Annotated in this window: 9 protein-coding genes and 1 tRNA gene; 8 read left to right on the top strand and 2 right to left on the bottom strand. The window is 47.9% G+C overall.

The window, feature by feature from the left end; genetic code table 11:
- Positions 1 to 163 precede the first annotated feature (163 nt).
- Positions 164 to 245: transfer RNA gene (locus F453_RS0110980), tRNA-Leu, on the top strand.
- Between the two features lie 637 nt (positions 246 to 882).
- On the opposite strand, the gene F453_RS0110975 is transcribed toward F453_RS0110980, so the two are convergent.
- Positions 883 to 2,055 (bottom strand): sensor histidine kinase, encoded by a 1,173-nt coding sequence (locus tag F453_RS0110975; RefSeq protein WP_025790056.1) that lies wholly within the window; start codon positions 2,053 to 2,055, stop codon positions 883 to 885.
- Positions 2,056 to 3,394: 1,339 nt separating this feature from the next.
- Between F453_RS0110975 and F453_RS0110970 the strand changes: the two genes are divergently transcribed.
- The 7 genes from F453_RS0110970 to F453_RS0110940 all read left to right on the top strand — a co-directional run bounded on the left by F453_RS0110970 (position 3,395) and on the right by F453_RS0110940 (position 17,734).
- Positions 3,395 to 4,816 (top strand): MATE family efflux transporter, encoded by a 1,422-nt coding sequence (locus tag F453_RS0110970; RefSeq protein ID WP_018968056.1) that lies wholly within the window; start codon positions 3,395 to 3,397, stop codon positions 4,814 to 4,816.
- 632 nt (positions 4,817 to 5,448) lie between these two features.
- Entirely contained in the window at positions 5,449 to 8,715 is a 3,267-nt protein-coding gene (locus F453_RS0110965; protein WP_018968055.1) for a SusC/RagA family TonB-linked outer membrane protein, read from the top strand.
- An 83-nt stretch (positions 8,716 to 8,798) separates the two neighbouring features.
- Positions 8,799 to 10,253, top strand: coding sequence for a RagB/SusD family nutrient uptake outer membrane protein (locus tag F453_RS0110960; protein WP_018968054.1), 1,455 nt, complete (start codon positions 8,799 to 8,801; stop codon positions 10,251 to 10,253).
- Positions 10,240 to 10,986: a DUF4843 domain-containing protein gene (locus F453_RS0110955; RefSeq protein WP_018968053.1), complete on the top strand. Its 747-nt coding sequence runs from the start codon at positions 10,240 to 10,242 to the stop codon at positions 10,984 to 10,986. Before F453_RS0110960 ends, F453_RS0110955 begins: the two co-directional genes overlap by 14 nt.
- Positions 10,987 to 11,072: 86 nt before the next feature.
- Entirely contained in the window at positions 11,073 to 12,515 is a 1,443-nt protein-coding gene (locus F453_RS0110950; RefSeq protein ID WP_018968052.1) for a PKD-like domain-containing protein, read from the top strand.
- A gap of 54 nt (positions 12,516 to 12,569) precedes the next feature.
- Positions 12,570 to 15,101 (top strand): zinc-dependent metalloprotease, encoded by a 2,532-nt coding sequence (locus tag F453_RS0110945; RefSeq protein WP_018968051.1) that lies wholly within the window; start codon positions 12,570 to 12,572, stop codon positions 15,099 to 15,101.
- A 53-nt stretch (positions 15,102 to 15,154) separates the two neighbouring features.
- Entirely contained in the window at positions 15,155 to 17,734 is a 2,580-nt protein-coding gene (locus F453_RS0110940) for a zinc-dependent metalloprotease (protein ID WP_018968050.1), read from the top strand.
- 1,851 nt (positions 17,735 to 19,585) lie between these two features.
- On the opposite strand, the gene F453_RS0110930 is transcribed toward F453_RS0110940, so the two are convergent.
- Positions 19,586 to 21,319 carry a prolyl oligopeptidase family serine peptidase gene (locus F453_RS0110930; RefSeq protein WP_018968048.1) on the bottom strand — a complete coding sequence of 578 codons (1,734 nt, stop codon included), beginning with the start codon at positions 21,317 to 21,319 and terminating at the stop codon, positions 19,586 to 19,588.
- Positions 21,320 to 21,764 lie beyond the last annotated feature (445 nt).

Genomic DNA, 21,764 nt, shown 5'->3' with positions numbered 1-21,764 from the left:
AGGCTTGTCGAGCGGGTGTTTTGCCTTAGGCATGATGTAGAAAATGCTCTTTTTACCCCACATACACCTCTTTATATATACGCGCGCGCGTAAAAGACAGATAAAAAGACGTCGAAAAATTTGGCCTGCCCCTAAAAAATAACTACCTTTGCACCGCAAATTAGCGCCTGTGGCGAAATTGGTAGACGCGCTAGACTTAGGATCTAGTGTTTCGCGACGTGTAGGTTCGAGTCCTATCAGGCGCACAACAAATCCCGACTGCTCACTTCGAGCGGTCGGGATTTTTCTTGTTTTTATGCCTCAATCTCAAAAATGGGCTCCGCCTCCAGCCGCTCTCCAAGGGGAGAGGGGAGTAAAACGCTTTGTTGCAACAGTGCATACAGGTTTTTGTTGCATTCTTAGAGCGCGGATAGTTTCATCGCAATCACTTTTAATACAATAGTGCGTATGATGTCGTTTTTTTACCCTGAATCATCATGTACGTAACCAATAATCTACCATTTGCCATCAGTTGCATTCCGTTTTCAATGCTCTAAAACTGCGATGATACGTCGTTCGCGTTATTCCAGTTGATTTGTACTTGTGTTCCACCTAAGATGTAACCTTGTTCCAGCTCATCTGTAACCTTGTTCCATGTCACATGTAACCGCGTTCCACCTAATATGTAACTCGGCGATAGAAGTGAAAGCTGTGTTTTAAAGTTTAATTCTGGCTGTTTGAAAGGTTAAGAGACGCAAGGGTAGAGTAGGTGTTTTGTTTCGTGATTAGATTTTAAGCACGGATTATTGTGTCGCAAAGTGGCATTGGCGGGTCGTGATGATGCATAGGTTTTCCTATTGCAATAACGTGGAGAATGTAAACTTTTGGTAGAGGTGGCGAGGCTTATCGCTCCGCTTTCAGTTCGATAAGGAACGTTGTGCCGATGCCGACTTCCGAACTTTTCACGCTAATCTTACCCTTATGATATTCTTCCACAATACGCTTGGCCAGTGATAATCCCAGTCCCCAACCACGTTTCTTGGTGGTGAACCCTGGCCGGAAAACGTTGCCGATGTCTTTCTTGCGGATACCTTTTCCCGTGTCGCTTACCTCAATAAGCACTTTTTGAGGTGTCTTTTGTACGCTTAACGTGATGGTACCTTCACTTTCGCCAATGGCATCTACTGCGTTCTTGCATAGGTTTTCGATAACCCATTCGAAGAGCGAGGCATTGAGGTTAAGTATGATATCTTCTTCAGGAAACTGCGTTTTAAGAGCAATGCGCTTGGGGGTGCGCTTGTCTATGTAGTCGATAACGTGTGCCATAACCTCGTTAAGGCTTGCGGGGACGGGCTCGGGCATAGAACCTATCTTCGAAAACCTATCGGCAATGAGTTGCAACCTACTAATATCCTTCTCCATTTCGGGTATCAACTCGTCGTCGGGATGTGTCTCTTTCAGCACCTCCGTCCATGCCATAAGGCTCGATATGGGTGTTCCCAGCTGGTGAGCCGTTTCTTTCGACAGGCCTACCCACACCTTATTTTGTTCTGCTCGCTTAGATGTACGCAAGGCAATGATGGCCACCATGACAAAAACCAGTACGATGCCAAGTTGCACGTAGGGATAGGTTGCCAAGCGTTGAAGCATCAGCGAGTCGGCATAACACACGTCGATGTATTCGCTTTGTATAGAATCGTTGAGCGATATGCGAATGAACCGCCCCTCGGAGAGCAGTCGGCGCCCCAGATTGTTTACCAACAGCACGCTGTCTTCTCCCACTTTACCTTTCAGGTTGATGTTGCGGGCGGTTTGTGCTTTGCCTTTGGCGTCGAGCACAACCACAGGAATGGTGTTGTTATCATTGATAACGCGCAACACCAGATTAAGGTCGGTGTTCTCGTCAGCTTGGTTTAGCGTGCGCATGGCTTCCGCCCAGATCTCCATCTTATGGCGTTCTTCGGCTTCTAGGTCGCGTGTAAGCAAGTGCGACACCACTAGCGATGCCGTAACAATTATTGTTGCGACCGTCACCAGGATGATTTTCATTTGCCTAATTCTGTCTGTCCATTGCATACGTTGATAACGCACTTATTATATATATATTGTGTAGCGGTGGTCGCTATCGGTATTCCTGCCTGCCATTGGTGAGTTCTGGTGCAGGCTTCGTTTGATGTTTAAGTAGCGCATTTTACCCGCAGGGTTTTGGGAAAACATTCCTCCCAGAAGCGAATGAGTCTTTATGGCGGAATGCTTTTTTAACGTTTAGGAACAGCTACATAGTTCCAAAGTGTTCTCTTTTTCTTTTACTTGCGTTTCGTTTTCGTTTTTATGTTGTGCAACAACTAATTTTTCTTATCGTAAAAAGATTTTTAGATTATTTCACACATGCATTAATAAGGGTGCGTAAGTGGCTCATTTTGTTGGTTTTATACGTATTTTATACTCTATTTTACCTTTGTGTGCGAACACAAACACACTTGATTAGGGTCAAGAGAAGTGGTTTTATGATGAAAAACATGTTTTTTTTCTTGGCTGTTTGCGCAAACAGCTGTAACTTTGCATCGTAAAAAAGAAAACAAATCACAATCACGATAAATTCGAAAAATTGTGAGAAGTTTGAGAGAAAAGAATAAAGTAGGTGTTTAGTTAAGTATAAGATTGAAGATTGTTTAGTTGTTGGAGTGATCCAATTTGTTTAGGTAGAAGGTATTACTTTTAAGAGGCATTTAGATTGTATTGGGAAAACAGCCCTTTCGCCACTGGCAAAGGGGATAGGAAAAGAAGAAAAGACAAAATATACAACATATAAGGTTTAGCGAGAGTAAAGGTAAGATTAAAAGATTGACGATAAGGATAGCCATAGGTATTTACAAAGACATAGGCAAGATAAGATTGAAATTACGGAAACATAGGAATGTATTAGGCTAAGGCAAAGACAAAGATTGATATTTCAGGTAACAATACATATTTAGGTTAGGTATTAATAGGTAAGATAGATTTTTCAGGATTATTGGGTATTAGACCAAAGGCAAGTAAAGAAAGGTTGTGTTTTAGGATAGTCAGTTTAGATTGATGCTTCAATAGGTTAGTTTGATAAGGTAGAAAGAGGATGATGTTAGATGAACGCCCTTTTTGCAGCTTTTTGCTGCAATGGGCTATGCGGCGGGGATAGGATAACCGACGAACCCCCCGCCACTCAATAGTGAATCAGAGAAAAATTTTATTTAAGGCTGGTTTTGGATAACTTCCACCTGTGGAGTGGTTTCGCAGTGGGACGATACAAAACGTGGCATTAATGTTAGCAATTAGGGTGGTATCCTCGTTACAAAAGGGTATCGCTTTTTTGTTTGTTGACGACTTAATACGTATCTTTGCAAGACGCCTGTGAGCGATAAAGTAAGTAAGAGGGAACATGTTTAACAAGAAAAGCAACGACGCACTTCTAGCTGGCATAAGGCAAGGGAAAACGCTTACGCACAACGAAATGCTAAGTCTTATAGTGGGACTTAGCATTCCCTCGATATTGGCGCAAGTAACCAACGTCTTGATGTTTTATATCGACGCGGCCATGGTTGGCAAATTGGGTGCTACGGCATCTGCTTCCATAGGCTTGGTTGAGTCGGCCACGTGGCTCTTTGGCGGTCTTTGTTCGGCTGTTTCGTTAGGCTTTTCGGTGCAAGTAGCCCATTTTATCGGTGCAAACGACTTTGTTAAGGCGCGCCAAGTGATGCGCCATGCGCTGGTGGCAACGTTAGCTTTCAGCTTATTGGTTACCTTGTGCGCCTCGCTCATTGCGTTTAGGTTGCCCGGTTGGTTGCGTGGCGGTGACGATATAGCCCACGATGCCTCGTTGTATTTTCTTATTTATGCCCTCTCGGTGCCGTTTTTGCAGTTAGGCATCCTTTCGTCTAACATGCTGAAGAGTGCTGGCAACATGCAGATACCCAGTATAATGAGTGTGCTGATGTGTGTGTTGGATGTATGTTTCAACTATCTTTTTATCTACGTGGCAGGCCTTGGCGTGCCTGGCGCAGCCTTGGGCACGGTCTTATCTATCGCCATTGTCGCCTCGGTTGAGGCTTGGTTTGCGCTGTTTCGCTCGTCCATCTTGGCGCTTCGACTCGACAAGGAGCGTTTCGTTTGGATGTGGTCGTACGTGCGAAATGCCGTTAAGATAAGCGCTCCCATAGCAGCGCAGTACGTGTTGATGAGCGGAGCGCAGATTGTTAGTACCTATATCGTTGCACCGTTGGGCAACTTTGCTATTGCTGCCAACACCTTTGCCATCACTGCAGAAAGCCTTTGTTACATGCCGGGATATGGTATAGGCGATGCCGCCACTACGCTTGTAGGGCAGAGTATGGGTGCAGGACAATATGGTTTGTGTCGAAGTTTCGCCAAGTTGACGGTGGGAATGGGTATGGCTGTTATGGCCTTGATGGGCGTGGTGATGTATGTTTTCGCCCCCGAGATGATAGGCCTGATGACGCCCGTTGAAGAGATACGCGACCTAGGCACGCAGGTGCTTCGCATTGAGGCCTTTGCCGAACCGATGTTTGCTGCCGCCATCGTGGGCAATTGCGTATGTGTGGGGGCGGGCGACACGCTTAAGCCTTCGCTGATGAACCTTGCTAGCATGTGGGGAGTTCGCCTAACGCTCGCTGCCGTGCTTGCACATTGGTATGGTTTGCAAGGCGTTTGGACCGCCATGGCCATAGAACTTACCTTCCGTGGCACGCTGTTCCTTATTCGTTTGAAGTGGGGTGCGTGGCTAAAGGCTGAAGGTGGTGTAGAGAAAAACAATGCAGATGGTGGGCGGCAGGCGCTGTTATAGTTGGTCCACATTGTGTTTTGTGCATGCCAACGAAGTGGTGCAAGTGTGTTGCTAAACCTTTAAGACACTTTGATATGTAGTTAGAAACGTAGGCGCATCAGTGCCCTTGCACAATATTCCTTGACGAATGCGCGTGTAAACATGTTTTTTAGGGTAAAAAGAGATTAGGCTTTTAACTAATTGTTTTTAACCTGCGAACAGCGGCTAGCAGGCCTCTGTTTCGCTACAAGTGGTTTGTAGGGGCACTACAAAGCAGTTGTAGTGACCCTACAAAGCGCTTGTAGTGTGACTACAAAAGGCTTGTAGCCCCACTACAAACGGTCTTGTACTGATGCATTGCTGGGAAAATGGTGCGCAGACAATATCCTAAAGACAATTCTTTTTTATGATATATGTGTGCAGGCTTTGGCATAACGCTCTTTCGTTTTTGTTCGAAATGGTATGACTAAGGTTGTTTTTGTGCCGATTTAACGTAAAAAGTGATATTTAATTTGCATATTGATTAATTTTTACGTACTTTTGCAAAATCGCTGTTTCTGGGAAGAACGTGTTGCAGAAAACCATCTTGATTGGGATGGAATGCTACTTGGTGAAGGAGCGTGTGAAAGTAAACAGAGAAAGGATAACAATAGATGAGAAAACAAATGCAGAAGACTAATTTCGTGTTACGTGTTTTGGCGGTGTTGGCTCTTGTACTACTCTTTGGTGGTACGCCGACGATATCGGCGCAATCGCAAAGCGTAGACAATATGCGAGTGACGCTGGCAATGAAGCAAGTTACGTTAAAGACTTTCCTTGACGAGGTTTCAAAACAGACAGGTTTACAGTTCGATGTAGACGCATCGCAGCTTGAAAAGGCCGACCGCGTAAGCATTGATGCCCGCGAACAGCCCGTTCGGGCCGTCTTAGGACAAGTGCTTAATCAGGCTGCTTTTAGCTACAATATCACGGGTAACACGGTCAAGCTGAACCGTAAAAACGTAGTTGAACGTAGAAAGGGTGTTTACGGGCAGATAACCGATGCCGAAGGGCAACCCCTACCAGGTGTAACCATCAGGATGCAAGGCTTTAGTGGTGGCTACATCACCGACCTAGATGGGCATTACGAGATAGAAACTGACCAGCCAGAGGTGAAACTTACCTTTAACTACATTGGCTACAAGCCGCTGGAAAAAACAGTGAAGAACGGCACAGCGGGCAACTTCGTGATGCACGACGATGCCGATGTGCTGGGCGAAGTGGTGGTAACAGGTTTCGCCACAAAGAACAAGAACAGCTTTACTGGTGCGCAAGTGTCTATCAAGAAAGACGAACTGTTGGCCGTGGGCACTAAGAACGTATTGACAAGTCTTGCTACTTTTGTGCCAGGCATGAACATCTTGGAAGACAATGCAGGAGGTTCTGACCCCAACAAGATGGCCGATATCAACATACGTGGACGTGCAACGTTTACGGGACAGGCCAACATGCCCGTGTTTGTAGTGGATGGTTCGCAGGTGAAAGTGGACTATGTGAACGACATGGACATGAACGACATCGAAACCGTGACGGTGCTTAAAGATGCGTCGGCATCGGCATTGTATGGCGCGAAGGCTTCTGCTGGTGTTATCGTTATCACCACCAAGGCCTTGAAGGGTGGAAAACTGAAACTTAATTATAGTGGTACGCTGCGCTTGTCGACACCCGACCTTAGCGACTACAACCTGCTTTCGGCCTCGCAGAAGCTTGAGTACGAACGCTTGGCAGGACTTTATACCTCGACCGACCTTACCGAGCAATACGCGCTGGATAAGAAATATGCCCAATATTACAATCAGATACAAGACGGTGTAAGCACCGACTGGATTTCGAAGCCTTTGCGCAACGCCATCTCTACCCAACAAAGCTTGAGCATTGATGGTGGCGACGAGCATGCTCGTTACAACTTGGGCGTGCGCTACGGAAACGATGCGGGTGTGATGAAAGGTTCTAATCGCGAACGCCTTTCTACAAATTTCAAACTCTCGTACAACCTCCCCGGCAAATTCTTTGTCACCAATACGGCTACGATTTCTTCGGTAAGATCGACCCAATCGCCTTATGGCGACTTTTCTGACTGGGTGAAACAAAATCCCTACGAATATCCTTACGACGAGACGGGAGCGCTTAAGCCCAAACTTAACTACGACTTGTCGAACCCCCTTTACGAAGCCTCGCTGGGCAGTTTCAGCAAGGGCGACAACTTCGACTTCCTCAATACCACCTCGCTACAATTGTGGCTGGGTGAGAAATTCCGAATAGACGGCGACTTCTCGATACAGAAAAGCAAGTACGACGGTCGTACCTTCGTGTCGCCTTTCTCGGCCGACCAACTTAAAAACGTGGCCGACGTGTCGCGCAGAGGAGGTCTGAAAGAGACCTTTACCAAAACCACCACCTATCAAGGAAAGCTGATGGCATCGTATAACGACTATCTGTTGAAGAAGCTTTTCCTTACGGCCATGGCGGGTGCAAGCATCGAATCTAACTCGGTAGACGGCAGTACGTATGCTTCTGTGGGTTATTACACCGACAATATTGCCCATGCATCGTTGGCGGGAAGCTATCCCACGGGACGTCCTTCGGGCACCGACACCAAGTATAACGGTGTGGGCTTCTTCGTTAATGCCAATGCCATTTGGGACAATCGTTATTTCCTCGACGTGATTTACCGTTACGAGGGCTCGTCGAAGTTTGGTAAGAACACCCGTTTTGCTCCCTTCTGGAGTTTGGGTACTGGTTGGAACGTTCACAACGAGTCGTTCCTCAAAGGCTCGCCTTTCCAATTACTTAAGCTCCGTGCTAGTGTGGGCTACTTGGGTAACATCTCGTTCGAACCCTATCAGGCACTGACGATGTACACTTATCTCAACGGATATAATTATATAAAAGGTATTGGAGCCGTTCCTATGGGTATAGGTAACACCAATTTGAAGTGGGAACGCACCCTTAGTGGAAACGTGGGACTAGACCTAACGATGTTTAAGGGAAGGTGGGACTTCTCTGCCGACTTCTATTTAAAGAATACCGACAACCTTTTGCTTGACATAACCAAGGCCCCATCGGTGGGTGTGAGAACGTCGCGCGAGAACGTTGGCGAGGTTGAAAACCGTGGTTTGGAGTTCCAAACACGCGTGATACCCATCCAGAATAAAGACTGGCAATGGTCGCTAAGCCTCAATTATGCCTATAACAAAAATAAGATAAAGAAGATAAGCAACGCTTTGCGCGAGCAAAACGAGAAAAATCAGGCCAAGGACGGACTAGCTCCGTTGCCCATTTATGAAGAAGGGCAGTCGCTTACAGCATTGAAAGTTGTTCCTTCGGCAGGTATCGACCCCATCACGGGTAATGAAGTGTTCATCAAGCGCGATGGTAGTTACACCTTCGTTTACGATCCCAACGACAAGGTTGTGTTTGGAGATACCACGCCCTTTGGCAACGGTTCGCTCAGCTCTTACCTCACTTATCGCGAGTTTTCAATGGGTGCATCACTGCGTTATTCGTTTGGTGGTGCGGTCTACAACCAGACATTGGCCTCTAAAGTGGAAGGAGCCGACCCGCGTTATAATGCCGACGAAAGGGTGTTTAACGACAGATGGAAGCAAGTGGGCGAACAAACGGCATACAAGCGCATCAGCGATTCGAGTGTGCCCATGCAAACATCGCGCTTCGTGCAAACCAACAATTACCTGAGCTTAAGTAGCTTGTCGTTCGCTTACGAGGTGCCTTTGGCTTTCATCCAAAAATACGGTTTGAGGCGATTGCACTTGGAAATGTTGGCCAACGACTTGTTCTACCTCTCGTCGGTAAAGCGCGAACGCGGACTTAGCTACCCTTACGAGCGCAGTGTAGAACTATCAGTGAGGTTGGGCTTCTAGCCAATGGCGGTTCGTGCGTTCACTATCTAACGAACGCCACGCGCCACATTCACAATAAGAAACAAAGATAAGACAAGAAAACAATGAAGAGAACAACATATTGGATAAACCTGTTGGCAGGATTGGTGGCAGTGGTTTTCGCCACATCGTGCAACAACTTCCTAGACGTTCACCCCGCAGGCGAGGTGGACGAGAGCGAACAGTTCGGCTCCATTCGCGGCTATCGAAATGCCATGTATGGCGTTTACGGAAGCATGGCTGCAAGCAACCTTTATGGTAAGAACCTGAGTTACGGTTTCGTAGACCAGTTGGGGCAGCTGTTCGGTTACGACAATTCTTCGGAAACAAGTTACTTCGTGTCGCAATACGACTACTTGCGTAGCGACGTGCGCACCATCGTAGACGGGATATGGGAAGGTCAATATCAAACCATCTCGTATGTGAATAATGTGCTGCGCAATGCCGAGAGCCCCCAATTCAACCACAAGGAGTTGGCCTTTATGCGTGGCGAGTGCCATGGCTTGCGTGCCTTTTTGCACTTCGACCTTGTGCGCTTGTTTGCCGAAGACTATCAGAGGAGCAACGCTTCAACACGTGGCATACCCTACGCCACCACGTTCGACCTGAACAACAAGCAGCTACTGACGCTTCACGAAACGTTCAATGCAATATTGAAAGACCTCGATGAGGCAGAACGTTTGCTGGCAGACGACAACGAGGTGAATATAGAACAAACTCCAACGAGCGACTATCTTAAAGGTCGTGCCGCGTTTTTCAACAAATATGCAGTGGCTGCCACCAAGGCAAGGGTGTACTATGCCATGGGCGATACGGCCAATGCAGCCAAGTATGCACGGCAGGTTATTGCCGCCACAAGCAACTTCTCGCTTAAGAAACTTACCTCGATGGTGAACGTGAAGCGATTCCCCGCAACCGGCGAACTGATTTTCGGACTATACAACAACACGCTTTCGGCCGAAATATCTTCAATATTTCTCTCACAAACGGCGCGTGGAACGTTCACCGAAGGTCGTCGCGATTTGGAAGAATTATATGAAACGTCAGCTTTCTCGGCCACTAGTGCCGACCTCCGCTATACGGGATATTACCGTCAGAACACCACTTCTGATGGGATAAAGACCTATTCGTTCGTTCGTCTTTTAGAGAGCGACGCTCAGGTGAACACTAGTCCGTTGCAAGGTTTCACCCTCATACGTCTGCCAGAGATGTATTACATACTTAGCGAGTGTACCTACGACAATAACAAGGAAGAGGCTGTGCGCCTGCTAAATGTGGTGAGAACCAGTCGTGGTCTTGAAGCTGTGGCCGACGCCAAAGTGGCCGACCGCACCGCTTTCGATAAGGAAATGCTGCGCGAACGCATGCGGGAGATGCCCGGCGAAGGGCAAACCTTCTTTGCTTTGAAGCATTATAACAAGGCTTTCAGCGACTATCGCGGCATCAGCACTTACCAACCGTCAAGCACAATCTTCGTGTTGCCTTGGCCAGAGAGAGAAAAGGAATATGGTGGACAATAGAAAAAACAACGCTCAGATGAAAAAAACATTCAAACATATACTACTGGCCTGCGCGGCCTTGACCGCTCTGGTGGCTTGCAGCAACGTAGATTATACGGGCGAGTACAGCGAAGACGGCACTTACCAATCGGGAAATCAGGTGTACTTCTACTTTGCAGAACCTGCCGACACAGTGTTAAATTATTCCTTTGGAGTGAAACCGCTCGACACGTTAACACATGTGGTGTACGTTCCTGTTAACTTGGCAGGTCGCCTATCGGCCGACAAACAGGCCTTTCGTGTAGAAATTGGCGCGGGCAGTACGGCCGTTAGTGGCAAGCATTACACGTTTAATGCCGACACACTTGCTTTCTTGCCCAATGCTTATCGGGCTTATGTGCCTGTGAAATTGATAAGGGAGAACCTCTCGGAAGACAAGAACGACTCGATTAAACTTGTGTTGAACTTGGTTCCTACTTCTGCACTTGGCGTGAGATTTAAGGCTAACAACACGGTGAAGATTACCTTTAACAACGTATTGTCTAAGCCCGACTTCTGGACGTTGCTTGAAACCTACTGGGGTTTAGGTGCTTTTACCAAGAACAAATATCGTAAGTTGCTTTCGTATTACGATGGTAACGAAGACGCGATAAGGAAAATTCTTACTGGAACCGACGCCACGGCGCAGGGCTATCTGTATCTAAGGGTGCAAGAAGTTGTGAAATACTTTGCGGAGCATCCTGACGAATTGTGATTATCAAGGTAAAGGCATCTGCATGGAGAAAGCGTCTTGTGCAGTCCAATGCCTTTGCCTATCTATGGCTAACAGAAAAATAAACAATGATGATAAAGAAATATTTGCTACATGTCTTGGTTCTTTCGGTGGCTGTGTTGTCCTTGCAATCGTGCATCACCGACGACTCGACATCGCCTTCAGGCAACTCTTCCAAGCTGTCGTTGAGTCAAGACCTGCAACAGAAATACACGCTCGACAGGTGGGATACGCTAAAAATAGCCCCCAAAGTGGTGCAAACCAATGCGCAGAAGAACGTCTCCTACGCGTGGGAAATAAACAAGAGAGTGGTGTCTACCGATGCTCAGCTCAACTATGTATGTGAAGAGTTTGGCGTGTTCCCTTGTCGATTGAAGGTGAGTAACGGCGATAACATACAGTTATACGAGTTCGAATTGAACGTGCAATATTCATACGTGGAGGGCCTTTACATACTGGCCAGCCACGGAGGACGAACGATTGTGTCGTATTTACCCGAACCACAGAGCAGCAAATCGTTCGATTTGGATGTTCTTCAGAAGAATAACCCCAACGCCGACTTCACTTCTGTGCCCAAGGGCATTGACTATGCATTGGCACGCGACAACAAAACGCCACTTGTTTATGTGGCCGTTGGCAACCCAAGCACCATCTACGAGTTGGACGGTAACCTCATGACAACCCGCTTCAAAACTACTGCAACGGGCAACATCTCTTACCTGAAGCGTAGCGCCCAGACCTATCCTAAGTCGATGTTGACCATGGTAGACCATGTTCCCTATCGGCTCACGCTTTCCGAAACTTCGCTCTTCGACCTCGGAAAATATATTAAGGATAGCTTGAAGACTGAAAAAATATCGCTGGCAGATGCTGCTACGGCATGGAAGCAACAAGACTTACGCTACATACAAGGATATGTGTTATTCGATAATGCAGAGGGTAGACTCGTGCCCCAAAAGGTGCAGGCAACGGGCAATGTGCCTGCTCAACTGCTTAAAGGAACCTTCTCGGGCGACTCGCTCATCGGTATGGGATCCGTAGATAGTGAGCGTAACATCGTGCTGATGACCTGGAATAAGGCTGCATCTAAGTTCAGGTGCTACTATGTGTCGCCAGGTTATTACCCCTCGAACAAGACTAAGGTGGAGGTGGCTACATTGAAACACGCCGCCGATGTGCCAGCCAGTGCAGGACTTACGAAGAACTCGGTGGTAAGGGTTTCACCCGAAAAGAACCTCGTTTATTATGCAACGGGCAACAAACTCTATGCTTACAACGTGCTCTCTAACGGACACTTCCCCACCAGTGCGTTGTCAACGTTCGGCGATTCGGGCGAAACCATCGTTGATATGTTGATAACCGAGGGCAGCGATAAGCTCTTCGTGGCTACCAATGCAGCTAGTGGAAGCCTCGTAGGAAGCATTTATTGCTTCGACCTGAACGAGAACAAACTGCTTTGGGAGAAGAAGAACATAACGGGAACCATAAAGAACATCACTTACAGGCAATAAAGAATGTTGGCGTGGGGTGGATAAATCACCCTTCGCCAACACCATATTTATAGGATGATAACAAACGAAATCAAGGCAACGGTGCGCACAATAGGGATAGGCTTGTTCTTATTGTGCTTTGGCTTTCAAGCCTTTGCCGACGACAACAAAAAAGCCGACGACAGTAAGAAAGCAAAGAAAGAGACGAAGTACGACCGACTATTTAAAGACAAAAAGAAAGAAACGGCACGTAGCGGTTTCCTTACCGTGCATAAGCTAGACGGTAAACTTTACTTGGAAGTGCCTGTAAAGCTCATGCATAAGGAGATGTTGTTGAGCGGCGCCGTATCGTCTACCACCGACCCAACCTACATAACCGTGGGGACAAAGAACTTCTCGCCCTTGCATTTCTTCTTCGAATTGCAAGACAGCAGCTTGGTCATGAAAACGCCAAATGGTGTGGTTTATTCCGATGGCAGCGCTAGCGGAGAGATGCAGCAAGCATTGAGCGTAAGCTATCGCGACCCTGTTTTGATGGGCTTTAAAGTGGAAGCATACAACAACGACAGTTCGGCCGTTGTGATAGATGCCACTAACTTCTTGGCACGACCCAACACCATGCTGCCCCTCATTCCCAAGAAGTCGGGCGATTTGGCTGTGAACGCCTCGCCCAAGAGCGATATGTCGTTTGTGAGATCTATCAAAAGCTTCGAGCGCAACATCACGGTGAAAGTCGATTTTAATTATCTGCTCACGGCCACGCTGATGTCGTTGCCCGTGGCTAGCGAAATCCCCACCACCGTAGGTGCAACGTTCAGCATCTCCTTGCTATCCGAAAGCAAGATGCGCCAACGTATATCCGACTCGCGAGTGGGCATTGCGGCCGTGTCGAAGCTAACTTTCAGCAACGCCATAACCAAAAGTAAGCCCACGTTTGTTGCCCAACGGTGGAGCCTTACGCCCAAAAACGCGAAGGCTTACGCACTAGGCAAGGGCAGCGAACCTGTAAATCCCATACGTTTTTACATCGATGACGCTTTTCCCCACGAGTGGAAGGCGGCGATAAAGCAGGGAGTGGAGCTTTGGAACAAGGCTTTTGAGCAGGCCGGATACCTGAATGCCATTGAAGCGGTGGACTTTCCCGCATCGGATAAAGCCTTCGACCCCGACAATATCTCTTTTTCTTGCATACGATATGTGCCTAGTGCCTCAGAGAAAGTTTCTTCGGCATTCGTGGCCAACCCACAAACCGGCGAGATAATCAATGCTTCGGTGTTTGTTCCTGCCAACGTTGGCGACCAACTTTATCGTTGGTTCTTCATCGGGACAGCTGCTGCCGACCCCGCAGTGCGTACTTCGCGTTTGCCGCAAAGCAAGTTCAACGAGGGCTTGCGTTATCTTGTAGCACGCGAAGTTGGGCATGCCTTGGGTCTGCTAGATAACATTGGGGCGTCATCTGCTTTCCCCGTAGACTCGCTTCGCAATGCATCTTTCACCCACGCCAATGGTTTGGCGGCCTCGATTATGGCCAATACGCCCTTTAACTACGTGGCTCAACCTGCCGATAAGGGTGTTGTGCTCATGCCTTCTGCAACGGGTATGTACGACAAACACGCCATTGAGTGGGCCTATCGCTACTTCGACCCTGCTAAAACAAGCGTTAAAGAAGAGGCGGCAATACTCGAAAAGATGGTCGATAAGCGTGTTACGAACCCTCGTTACCGTTTTTCCCGCACCTCTTCGTTGGCTTGGGACCCACGTGTACAAGAGGGAGCGTTGGGCAACGACGCCATTAAGGCGAGCGAATACGGATTGCGCAACCTCCAGATTGTAGAGCGCAACCTCTATAATTGGGTAAAGAAGGATGAGGATAGCCGTATAAAGGAAAAGCTTTACCTAGCTATTGCACAGCAGCGCTATGCTTTTTTCAAGCGTGTGCTGAGCAACGTGGGTGGAATATACCTCAACGACATGAAGCTTTCTTCGGGTGTGGCGCGCTATGAAGTGGTGTCTAAAGCACGCCAACGTCAAGCCATGCTGTGGTGTTTGGCACAAGCTAAGCGCTTTAAGCGTTATGCCGACCCCGCATTCGAACGTAAAGGCTTCATCTCGGTTAGCTATTACGACCAACTATTGGAGTTTATCGGCTACGATCTTTTTGGTGTACGCACGCGTTTAGCTGTGTCGTCGCACCTCTCTCCGCAAAGTTACAGCCAGAAAGAATATTTCGACGACCTCTTCTCGGCTGTTTTCCAAAGCGTGGTGCAGCAAAAAGCCCCCTCGCAGGAAGAAAGGGTTTTGCAGCGCGCTTACCTCACTTACTCGCGAGCCGTGGTTGATAAAGCCAATAAGCAAGGTGGCAATGGCCCGGCTGCACTTCAAGGTGCGCTTCCTGTTACAGTGGCTTACGGCAATCCCACAGCATCGCTTGCACCAACCGTTGATGCCGCATTGCTCGATGGTTCGGCGCTCTACTTTTACAGTTCGTTGCTAAAGCTTAAGCCCATGCTTGAAAAGTGCATTAAGTCTAATCTTTCGCCCGATGCGCGCTCGCACTACGAGATGTTGCTCTTTAAGGTGAACAAGGCATTGGAGGACGGCAAATGACACACTCCTTATTATATAGCGCAATGTCGCGACGCATTTTTTCACTTTCGTTGATGCTTGTCGTGCTTGGCTCTTCGGCAACGGCTTTCCCCCTTTTCAAACGTAAGAAAAAGGCGCAAACCACCCAAACCGAGAAGAAGTCGGCCTACGAACGCGCACTAACCGAACACGCCACCGAGTCGTGTAGGGGTACTTTCGTGTCGTTGCACAAAACGGATGGAAAGATATTGGTTGAGCTGCCGCAAGCTTCTTTGGGGCGCGACATGCTTATTGGAGCCACTATCTCGTCGGTATCGAACCCCAAAATGGGCGACTTGGGCTTTAAAAACTCCAACCTCGTGCATGTGCGCTTTATCGAGAAAGATAGTTCGGTGGTGATGCAAGTAGTAAACACCGACTTGTTTATCCCGAAAAATAGCCCTTCGGCAAGCATTGCCGCACGACTTAACTACGACAATCTCGACTTCTTTTCTTTCCCCATCAAGGCGCGGAGTGCAGGCAATGCATCGGTATTGTTTGATGCCTCGTCGTTCTTCCTCAAAGAAGACCGCTTCTTTCCCATCATTGCCAAGAATGTGGGATCTTACTCGGTGAGTTCATCCTTAAAGGAAAACCTGTCGAGAATAACCGCGCTCAAGGTGTTCGAACGCAACGCTTGCATCAAGATGGACCGCCATTACCTGGTTAGTTTGTCGGGAAAGAGTGGCACGCCCATCTCTAATTACCCCGTAACCATTGGCGTTAACTTCACGCTTGCTTTGTTACCCAGCGAGCAAATGACGCCTCGTTTGAGCGATACGCGTGTGGGTATGTTCCTCATTAACAAGGATGTGCTGGCCAATGATGGTTCGGTGGACAAGGCTACGTTTGTTAAGCGTTGGCGTATAGAACCCAAAGACACGGCGGCTTATTTCTCAGGGACGCCAACCGAACCCGTTAAGCCCATCGTTTTTTATGTGGAGAACACCTTTCCACCGCTTTGGAAGCGCGCCATTAAGGCCGGTATATTGTGGTGGAACAAGGCTTTCGAACGCATCGGGTTTAAAAATGTGATGCAAGTAGCCGATTTTCCCACCGATAATCCCGACTTCGATCCCGATAATTTCGCCTATTCATGCATCAGGTATTTGCCCACTGACGTTGAAAACGCCATGGGACCATCGTGGACCGACCCACGAACGGGCGAGATAATCAATGCTACGGTGTTGGTTTATAACGATGTGGTGAACACCATAGACAACTGGCGACTGGTGCAAACGGCACAGTTAGACCCCGCCGCACGTGCTGCGCAAATGCCCGACAGCATCGTGGAACAGACGTTGGAATACATCATTGCGCACGAAGTGGGGCATACCTTGGGCTTTATGCACAACATGGCCGCATCGGCAGCCATCCCAACAGACTCGTTGCGCTCGCCAACGTTCACTCGAAAGCATGGCACCACGGCCTCGATTATGGACTATGCGCGCTTCAACTACGTGGCGCAACCCTCCGATCGCGGTGTGCGGCTTACGCCCCCGCGACTAGGTGTCTACGATTTCTATGCTGTTGAATGGGCGTATAGGCTCTTCCGCGACTCGAAAGGTTATGAAGACGATGCAAAACAGCTGCGTAACTTGGCCGACAAGCACGAGGGCGATCCCTTCTATCGCTATGGTTTGCAGCAGACAAACACCCGTTACGACCCCTCGGCCATTGAAGAAGACCTGAGCAACGACCCCGTAAAGGCCGGCGATTATGGTATGGCCAACCTCCGATTCATACTGTCTAACCTCGACAGATGGATTGGTGATGAGGACGGCGGAAAGCGTAAAGGTGAACTATATAACGAGATTTTGCAGCAAGCCATGCGCTATGTGCGCAATGTTTTTGCAAACGTGCCTGGCATCTATCTCTACCAAACGAGCGAGAAGTCGGGCTTGCCACGATATAAGGTTGTGCCGAAAGACCAGCAGAAGGCATCCGCACAGTGGCTCTTACGTCAAGCGCGAACCTTCGCCACATTAGGTAACGACACCTTAGAACGTAAGTTGCCATACGGTGCAAACAAGCCGTTTAAGATATTGGCACGCGATGTGCAGTCGTTTGCCATGATGGCTAATGCCAAGTTGGCCATATCCTATTACTTGGATTCCACCTCTTACTCACCGCTTGAGTATATGGAAGACGTCTATGCAGACGTGTTTGAGAAAACCATCGCAGGCAACGAGCATCTCTCTACGGTAGACTTGTCTATGCAGCGGCTTTATGTAGACTTGTTGCAATCGGGTGTAGCCGACATGAAACAGGCGCCCAATGTGCACAATTTGCATGCCGACAGCGTGCAACCAAACCTTTCTATGCACCCGCTTCGCTCTGTTTGTGCACATCAGTCGTGTGCCTTGCATGCCTGTTTTCCCACAACCGACGGGCAGACGGATAATGCCGCAACCGCTTTCCTTAACTTCGGTAATGCTTATGGCGAACCCGAACCCTTGTGGGGAACAACGGTTAACCGCACTTCCGAGTTTCAATTATATTATGCCCAAAAACTGCACAGCTTGCTATTGTCGTGCATTCCAAAGGTTGCTTCTCCCGACTTGAAAGCGCATTACATGCTTCTTGAAAAACGTTTGAAGTCGTATTTGAAGTAAAAACCTCTGCGTATAGCCAGCCATAAAGTAATAGGTTCGGCGCTTTGATGCTCCCCGATGTCTTACATTCCCCGTTCTTGTTATGAGAAAAACGGTGTATAAGGCATTGGGGAGCAACTTATTGATGTTGGTCTATTCCTTATTGAGCGGCTGAGTACAGGATAAGAAACAAACGTTATGTCGACAATCGCGTAGCGGTAGTTGGCGAGATAGCCATTTCTTCACCTGTCTAGTCTTGCTCAAAAAAGCATAGTAGTTTATCGCGAGTTCGTAGCTTTGATATTATACGCTAGTTCAAGATAAGAACAACTCATCATAGTTAATGTACATCTGAGGGATGTTTCGCCAACTACCGCGTAGCGGTTGGCCCGTTGGAAGGGCAGGGTTGGGAGCCAAAGCGACCTACCCTGCCTAAGCTACGTTGAGAGAAAGCAAGGCCGTAGGTCTTGGTCTGTTTCCGTTTGAGCGCATTTTTAGATGAGGAATGGGTACAATACTCTCCTCGTCGCCCTATCATTCTGCCTGCTTTTTATAATCATTTTCTCTTCCAGCATATCCAATCGCACCAGCAGACAACCAACATTCTCATGCGAACTAACCAACAGAAAATGACCAACACCTACGGCGTTGAAGGATAATATGCATGGCCTAGGCAGGGTAGGTCGCTTTGGCTCCCAACCCCGCCCTACCAACGGACCAACCGCTACGCGGTAGTTGGTATGATTGTAGTCTGTTGTATCAGTCTAGTTTAATGTGTATGCTACTTAATCCCGATTTTGCAGAATGAGGCGTTATTATACCTTCGACATGTTCAAAACCAATGGCAACTTGTCTCACACTAGTGCATTCAATGGCTTTTAGCTGTTTCGGCGTAAGTAGATTACCTGATTTTGTAACGTTTTATGACTATTCTTTAACATAAGGAGTGCCTGTCTGGTCCAACCTTTGGTCATCGCCGGCCAAATAATCGATTCTCGAGGAGGCTAAACGGGGAGGAAAATGGGCTGTCTTACACAGAGACGTTACAACGCCATCTTCGTTTTATTCCGAAAAGGTAGGTAGCCTTCTCTACGCACCAATTTATCAATCTGCCACCTGATAGTGGCTAAACGTCCGTTCGTAAATGTGCTAAAGTACTTTGTTTTAGTGTTTTACGGGCTGTTGCCAGTATGTGGGACAGGTGTTCCATCTATGTTGGAACATTATTCCATGTCATCTGGAACATTGTTCCAGCTTATGTGGAATGCCGTTACAACTTAGCGATAACAACTTGTTTAGTGTGAAAGCTATGTGCAAAAGAAGATGAAATGTAGGCTAAACAACAAGTAAATAGGAGGGAGAAAGAAAGGAAAAAGTGACAAATTAACAAGGTAACGTTAACAAGAAAAGGATGAAAAGTAGGGAAATTTTGAGGAGCAAGTGAGGGGCGAGTTGCATAAAATGGGGTGGCTTATTAATGGTTACAATACAAAAAAGCTTGTAACCCGATACACTTTCTAAGCCACAAACTTATCTTTTTTCATCGTTAAAACATAGAAAACGCAGCCTAACGTTTCTAGAAGGGATGGAAACAAAACGTGTGTTTTGTAAATATAATTTACTTGACTTGGCAGGTGTGAAGCCCCATGCCTAATACCACCATTGTGAACTACCGTGTAGTGGGTAACCTTCCTACAAACCAAACGCTACGCGGTAGTTGGTATAATAGATGCTTTTTGCATCTCGGCTAATCTCGAAACGTATGATGCCGCATCCCAAACTCGTGTGTTTACGATAAGCGAAGCAATTGGCGAGGCCTGCTTTTCGATTCATTCGGCCTTTATCGCCTTAGAAACTGCGAATGGATAAGCGTCATTTCGCACTTTCTTGTGGGCTCTTTGTGGTCTCGACCGACGAAACTTTCCAGTCCTCTACAAATACATTGCTTGCTCCCGAGGGCGTGAATTGGGCGGAATTAAGGCCTGCCGTACCCGACCCCTTTTTGATTTTTCCATTGCCATCGCGCCCCAACCACGGTGCTTTAAGCTGTTGCAGTTTGCCACGATTTATTGCCGTTTGGCGGTTTTGAGCGAAGAGCCACTCGAAAGGGGCATCGAGATTGTAGGCGTATTTCCATGTAGACATGTGGTTGCCACGAGTAAATGCGCCCCAAGCAATGCCACAACCAGGGGCCGAAGCTGTGCGAGCAACCAGCGATTTGTCGTTGGCCTCTTGCTCGGCTTTGGGCAAATAGGGGTCCCATTGGGCAAAGGCTAGTTCTGTGCCAGCAGCTTGGTAGTAGTCTTTCAGGGCCGCCCACAGTCCTTTGGCCAACGGATCGTCAACGCAGGTGTGAACAAGTATGTTGTCGTCTGACACCATATAATACCAGTTCTCAAACTCTTTGCAGGTGGTTTGGTCTGCTCCGCCAAACGAAATGGGGTCGTTTTGAGGCGTTCGGGCAGACGCGTTGTTATGCTGAAAGGCCTTATTGTAATTGTTACCCCATTGTGCGCCAACCACGGCTAGTGCGGCAAAGAAGTTGTCGCGTTGTGCTGCCATGTTGAGAAGAAGCATTCCACCCATTGATTGGCCTGTACCATAGATGCGGTTTTCGTCGATATAGCCTTTGTAATGAAGCAGCAGCGAGTCGATGAGTTGCCACACGGCGGTGTTCACTTCGCTAGAAGCCATCATGTCGTCGGTAGAGCGGCGGCTCTCTTCCACTTGTGGCACAACGATGATAGCGGGGTTGCGGTGTTGCAATCTCTTGTCGGCCAGCTTTACGGCAGCCCGTGATGAGGTTACGCCCGACATGGGGTCGGTGTCTAGTCCGCCTGCATGCTCCATGTGAATATTCAGTGCGATGCGCCCCTTGTTGGCCTCCATCACTTCCTTTGATGGCAGATAGATGGCGTAGGGTAGTTCGAAGTCGTAGTATTTGCCTGTATATTCGCTGTAACAGTGGGTTGCGCGGAAGGCGTTTTTGCCTATTTCGTGAAAGGCCCAGCCCCTATCGCTTGCAAATTGGGGTAGAATAATCTTGTCTTTCTCGGTGTTATAGACCGTGTGTGTTTGTCCTCTGCGGTCCGTTTTCTCGGAAGTGGTGTAATTCACGTGCATCTTCCTGTCTGGCTTTATCGTTCCCACGCGCCTTATTTGCTTAACACCCGCCATCATCGAGGTGGTATAGGCGAGGTTAGAACCCTTTAGCATGTAGGCCGTGTTTACCTCGATAACCACGAAACGACCTTTGCGCGTTCCTCCCGAGAACGAAGTTTGAGGCTTGGAGTTTACATATACCCTTACGATATGTCCCTCGTTGCCCTTCACCGCATCCTTATCTTGCTCGATAACATCGTTGAAACCGTGCTGCTTTTCTTGTTCGATAACATAGTTTGTTATGTCGTAAGTGGCTTTCGACACCCATCTTCTATGAACGAACCTATTATACTCTACAATGATGGCCGATAGTTTGGCCCCCTCCAAGTCGATGAACCCATAGGATTTCACGCTCTTAATAGCCTTGTCAGCCGTTACTTGGGCGTGGCATATATTTGTTACGGCGAGGAGAAATGCTGCTAATGTAAAGATGAATTTGTTCATGTCGCGGTGAATTTAGTTGTTGGGAGCGCCTTCCTCCATACCCTTTCCAATGGGAGAAGGTGGTAAATCGTTGAGTGAGTAGGCAAGTTATCCGTTAGTGGGGCGTTTTTCCTAAGCCGCCTTTGAAGTGTGGCGGGGTGAACAGCCCTTGTGATGGCGTGTTAGCGAAGGGGAAAGGCGGAATACGGCAACTCATTGTTTGCCCTGTCGGCATACCCCCTGTTTCTACGATGTTCGGGTTCTTACTTGTTTAGGTGCTTTGTTTTCGCCATGTTGGGCATAGCGAGGGGGCATTGCTTTATTATTTAACGTGCTTTCCTTGTTTTTATTGTATAGGTTGGTGAGTGGACAAGTTGACGGGTGGACAAGTTTATAAGTTAATGAGTTAACAAGTAAGTTTGTCTTGTGTTTAGTAAGTTAATGGAGCAAGTCTATCTAGTTCCAT

Source organism: Hoylesella loescheii DSM 19665 = JCM 12249 = ATCC 15930, assembly GCF_000378085.1.
Classification (GTDB): domain Bacteria; phylum Bacteroidota; class Bacteroidia; order Bacteroidales; family Bacteroidaceae; genus Prevotella; species Prevotella loescheii.
The sequence above is the reverse complement of the archived record's forward strand: the minus strand, read 5'-3'. Positions and strand labels throughout refer to the sequence as shown.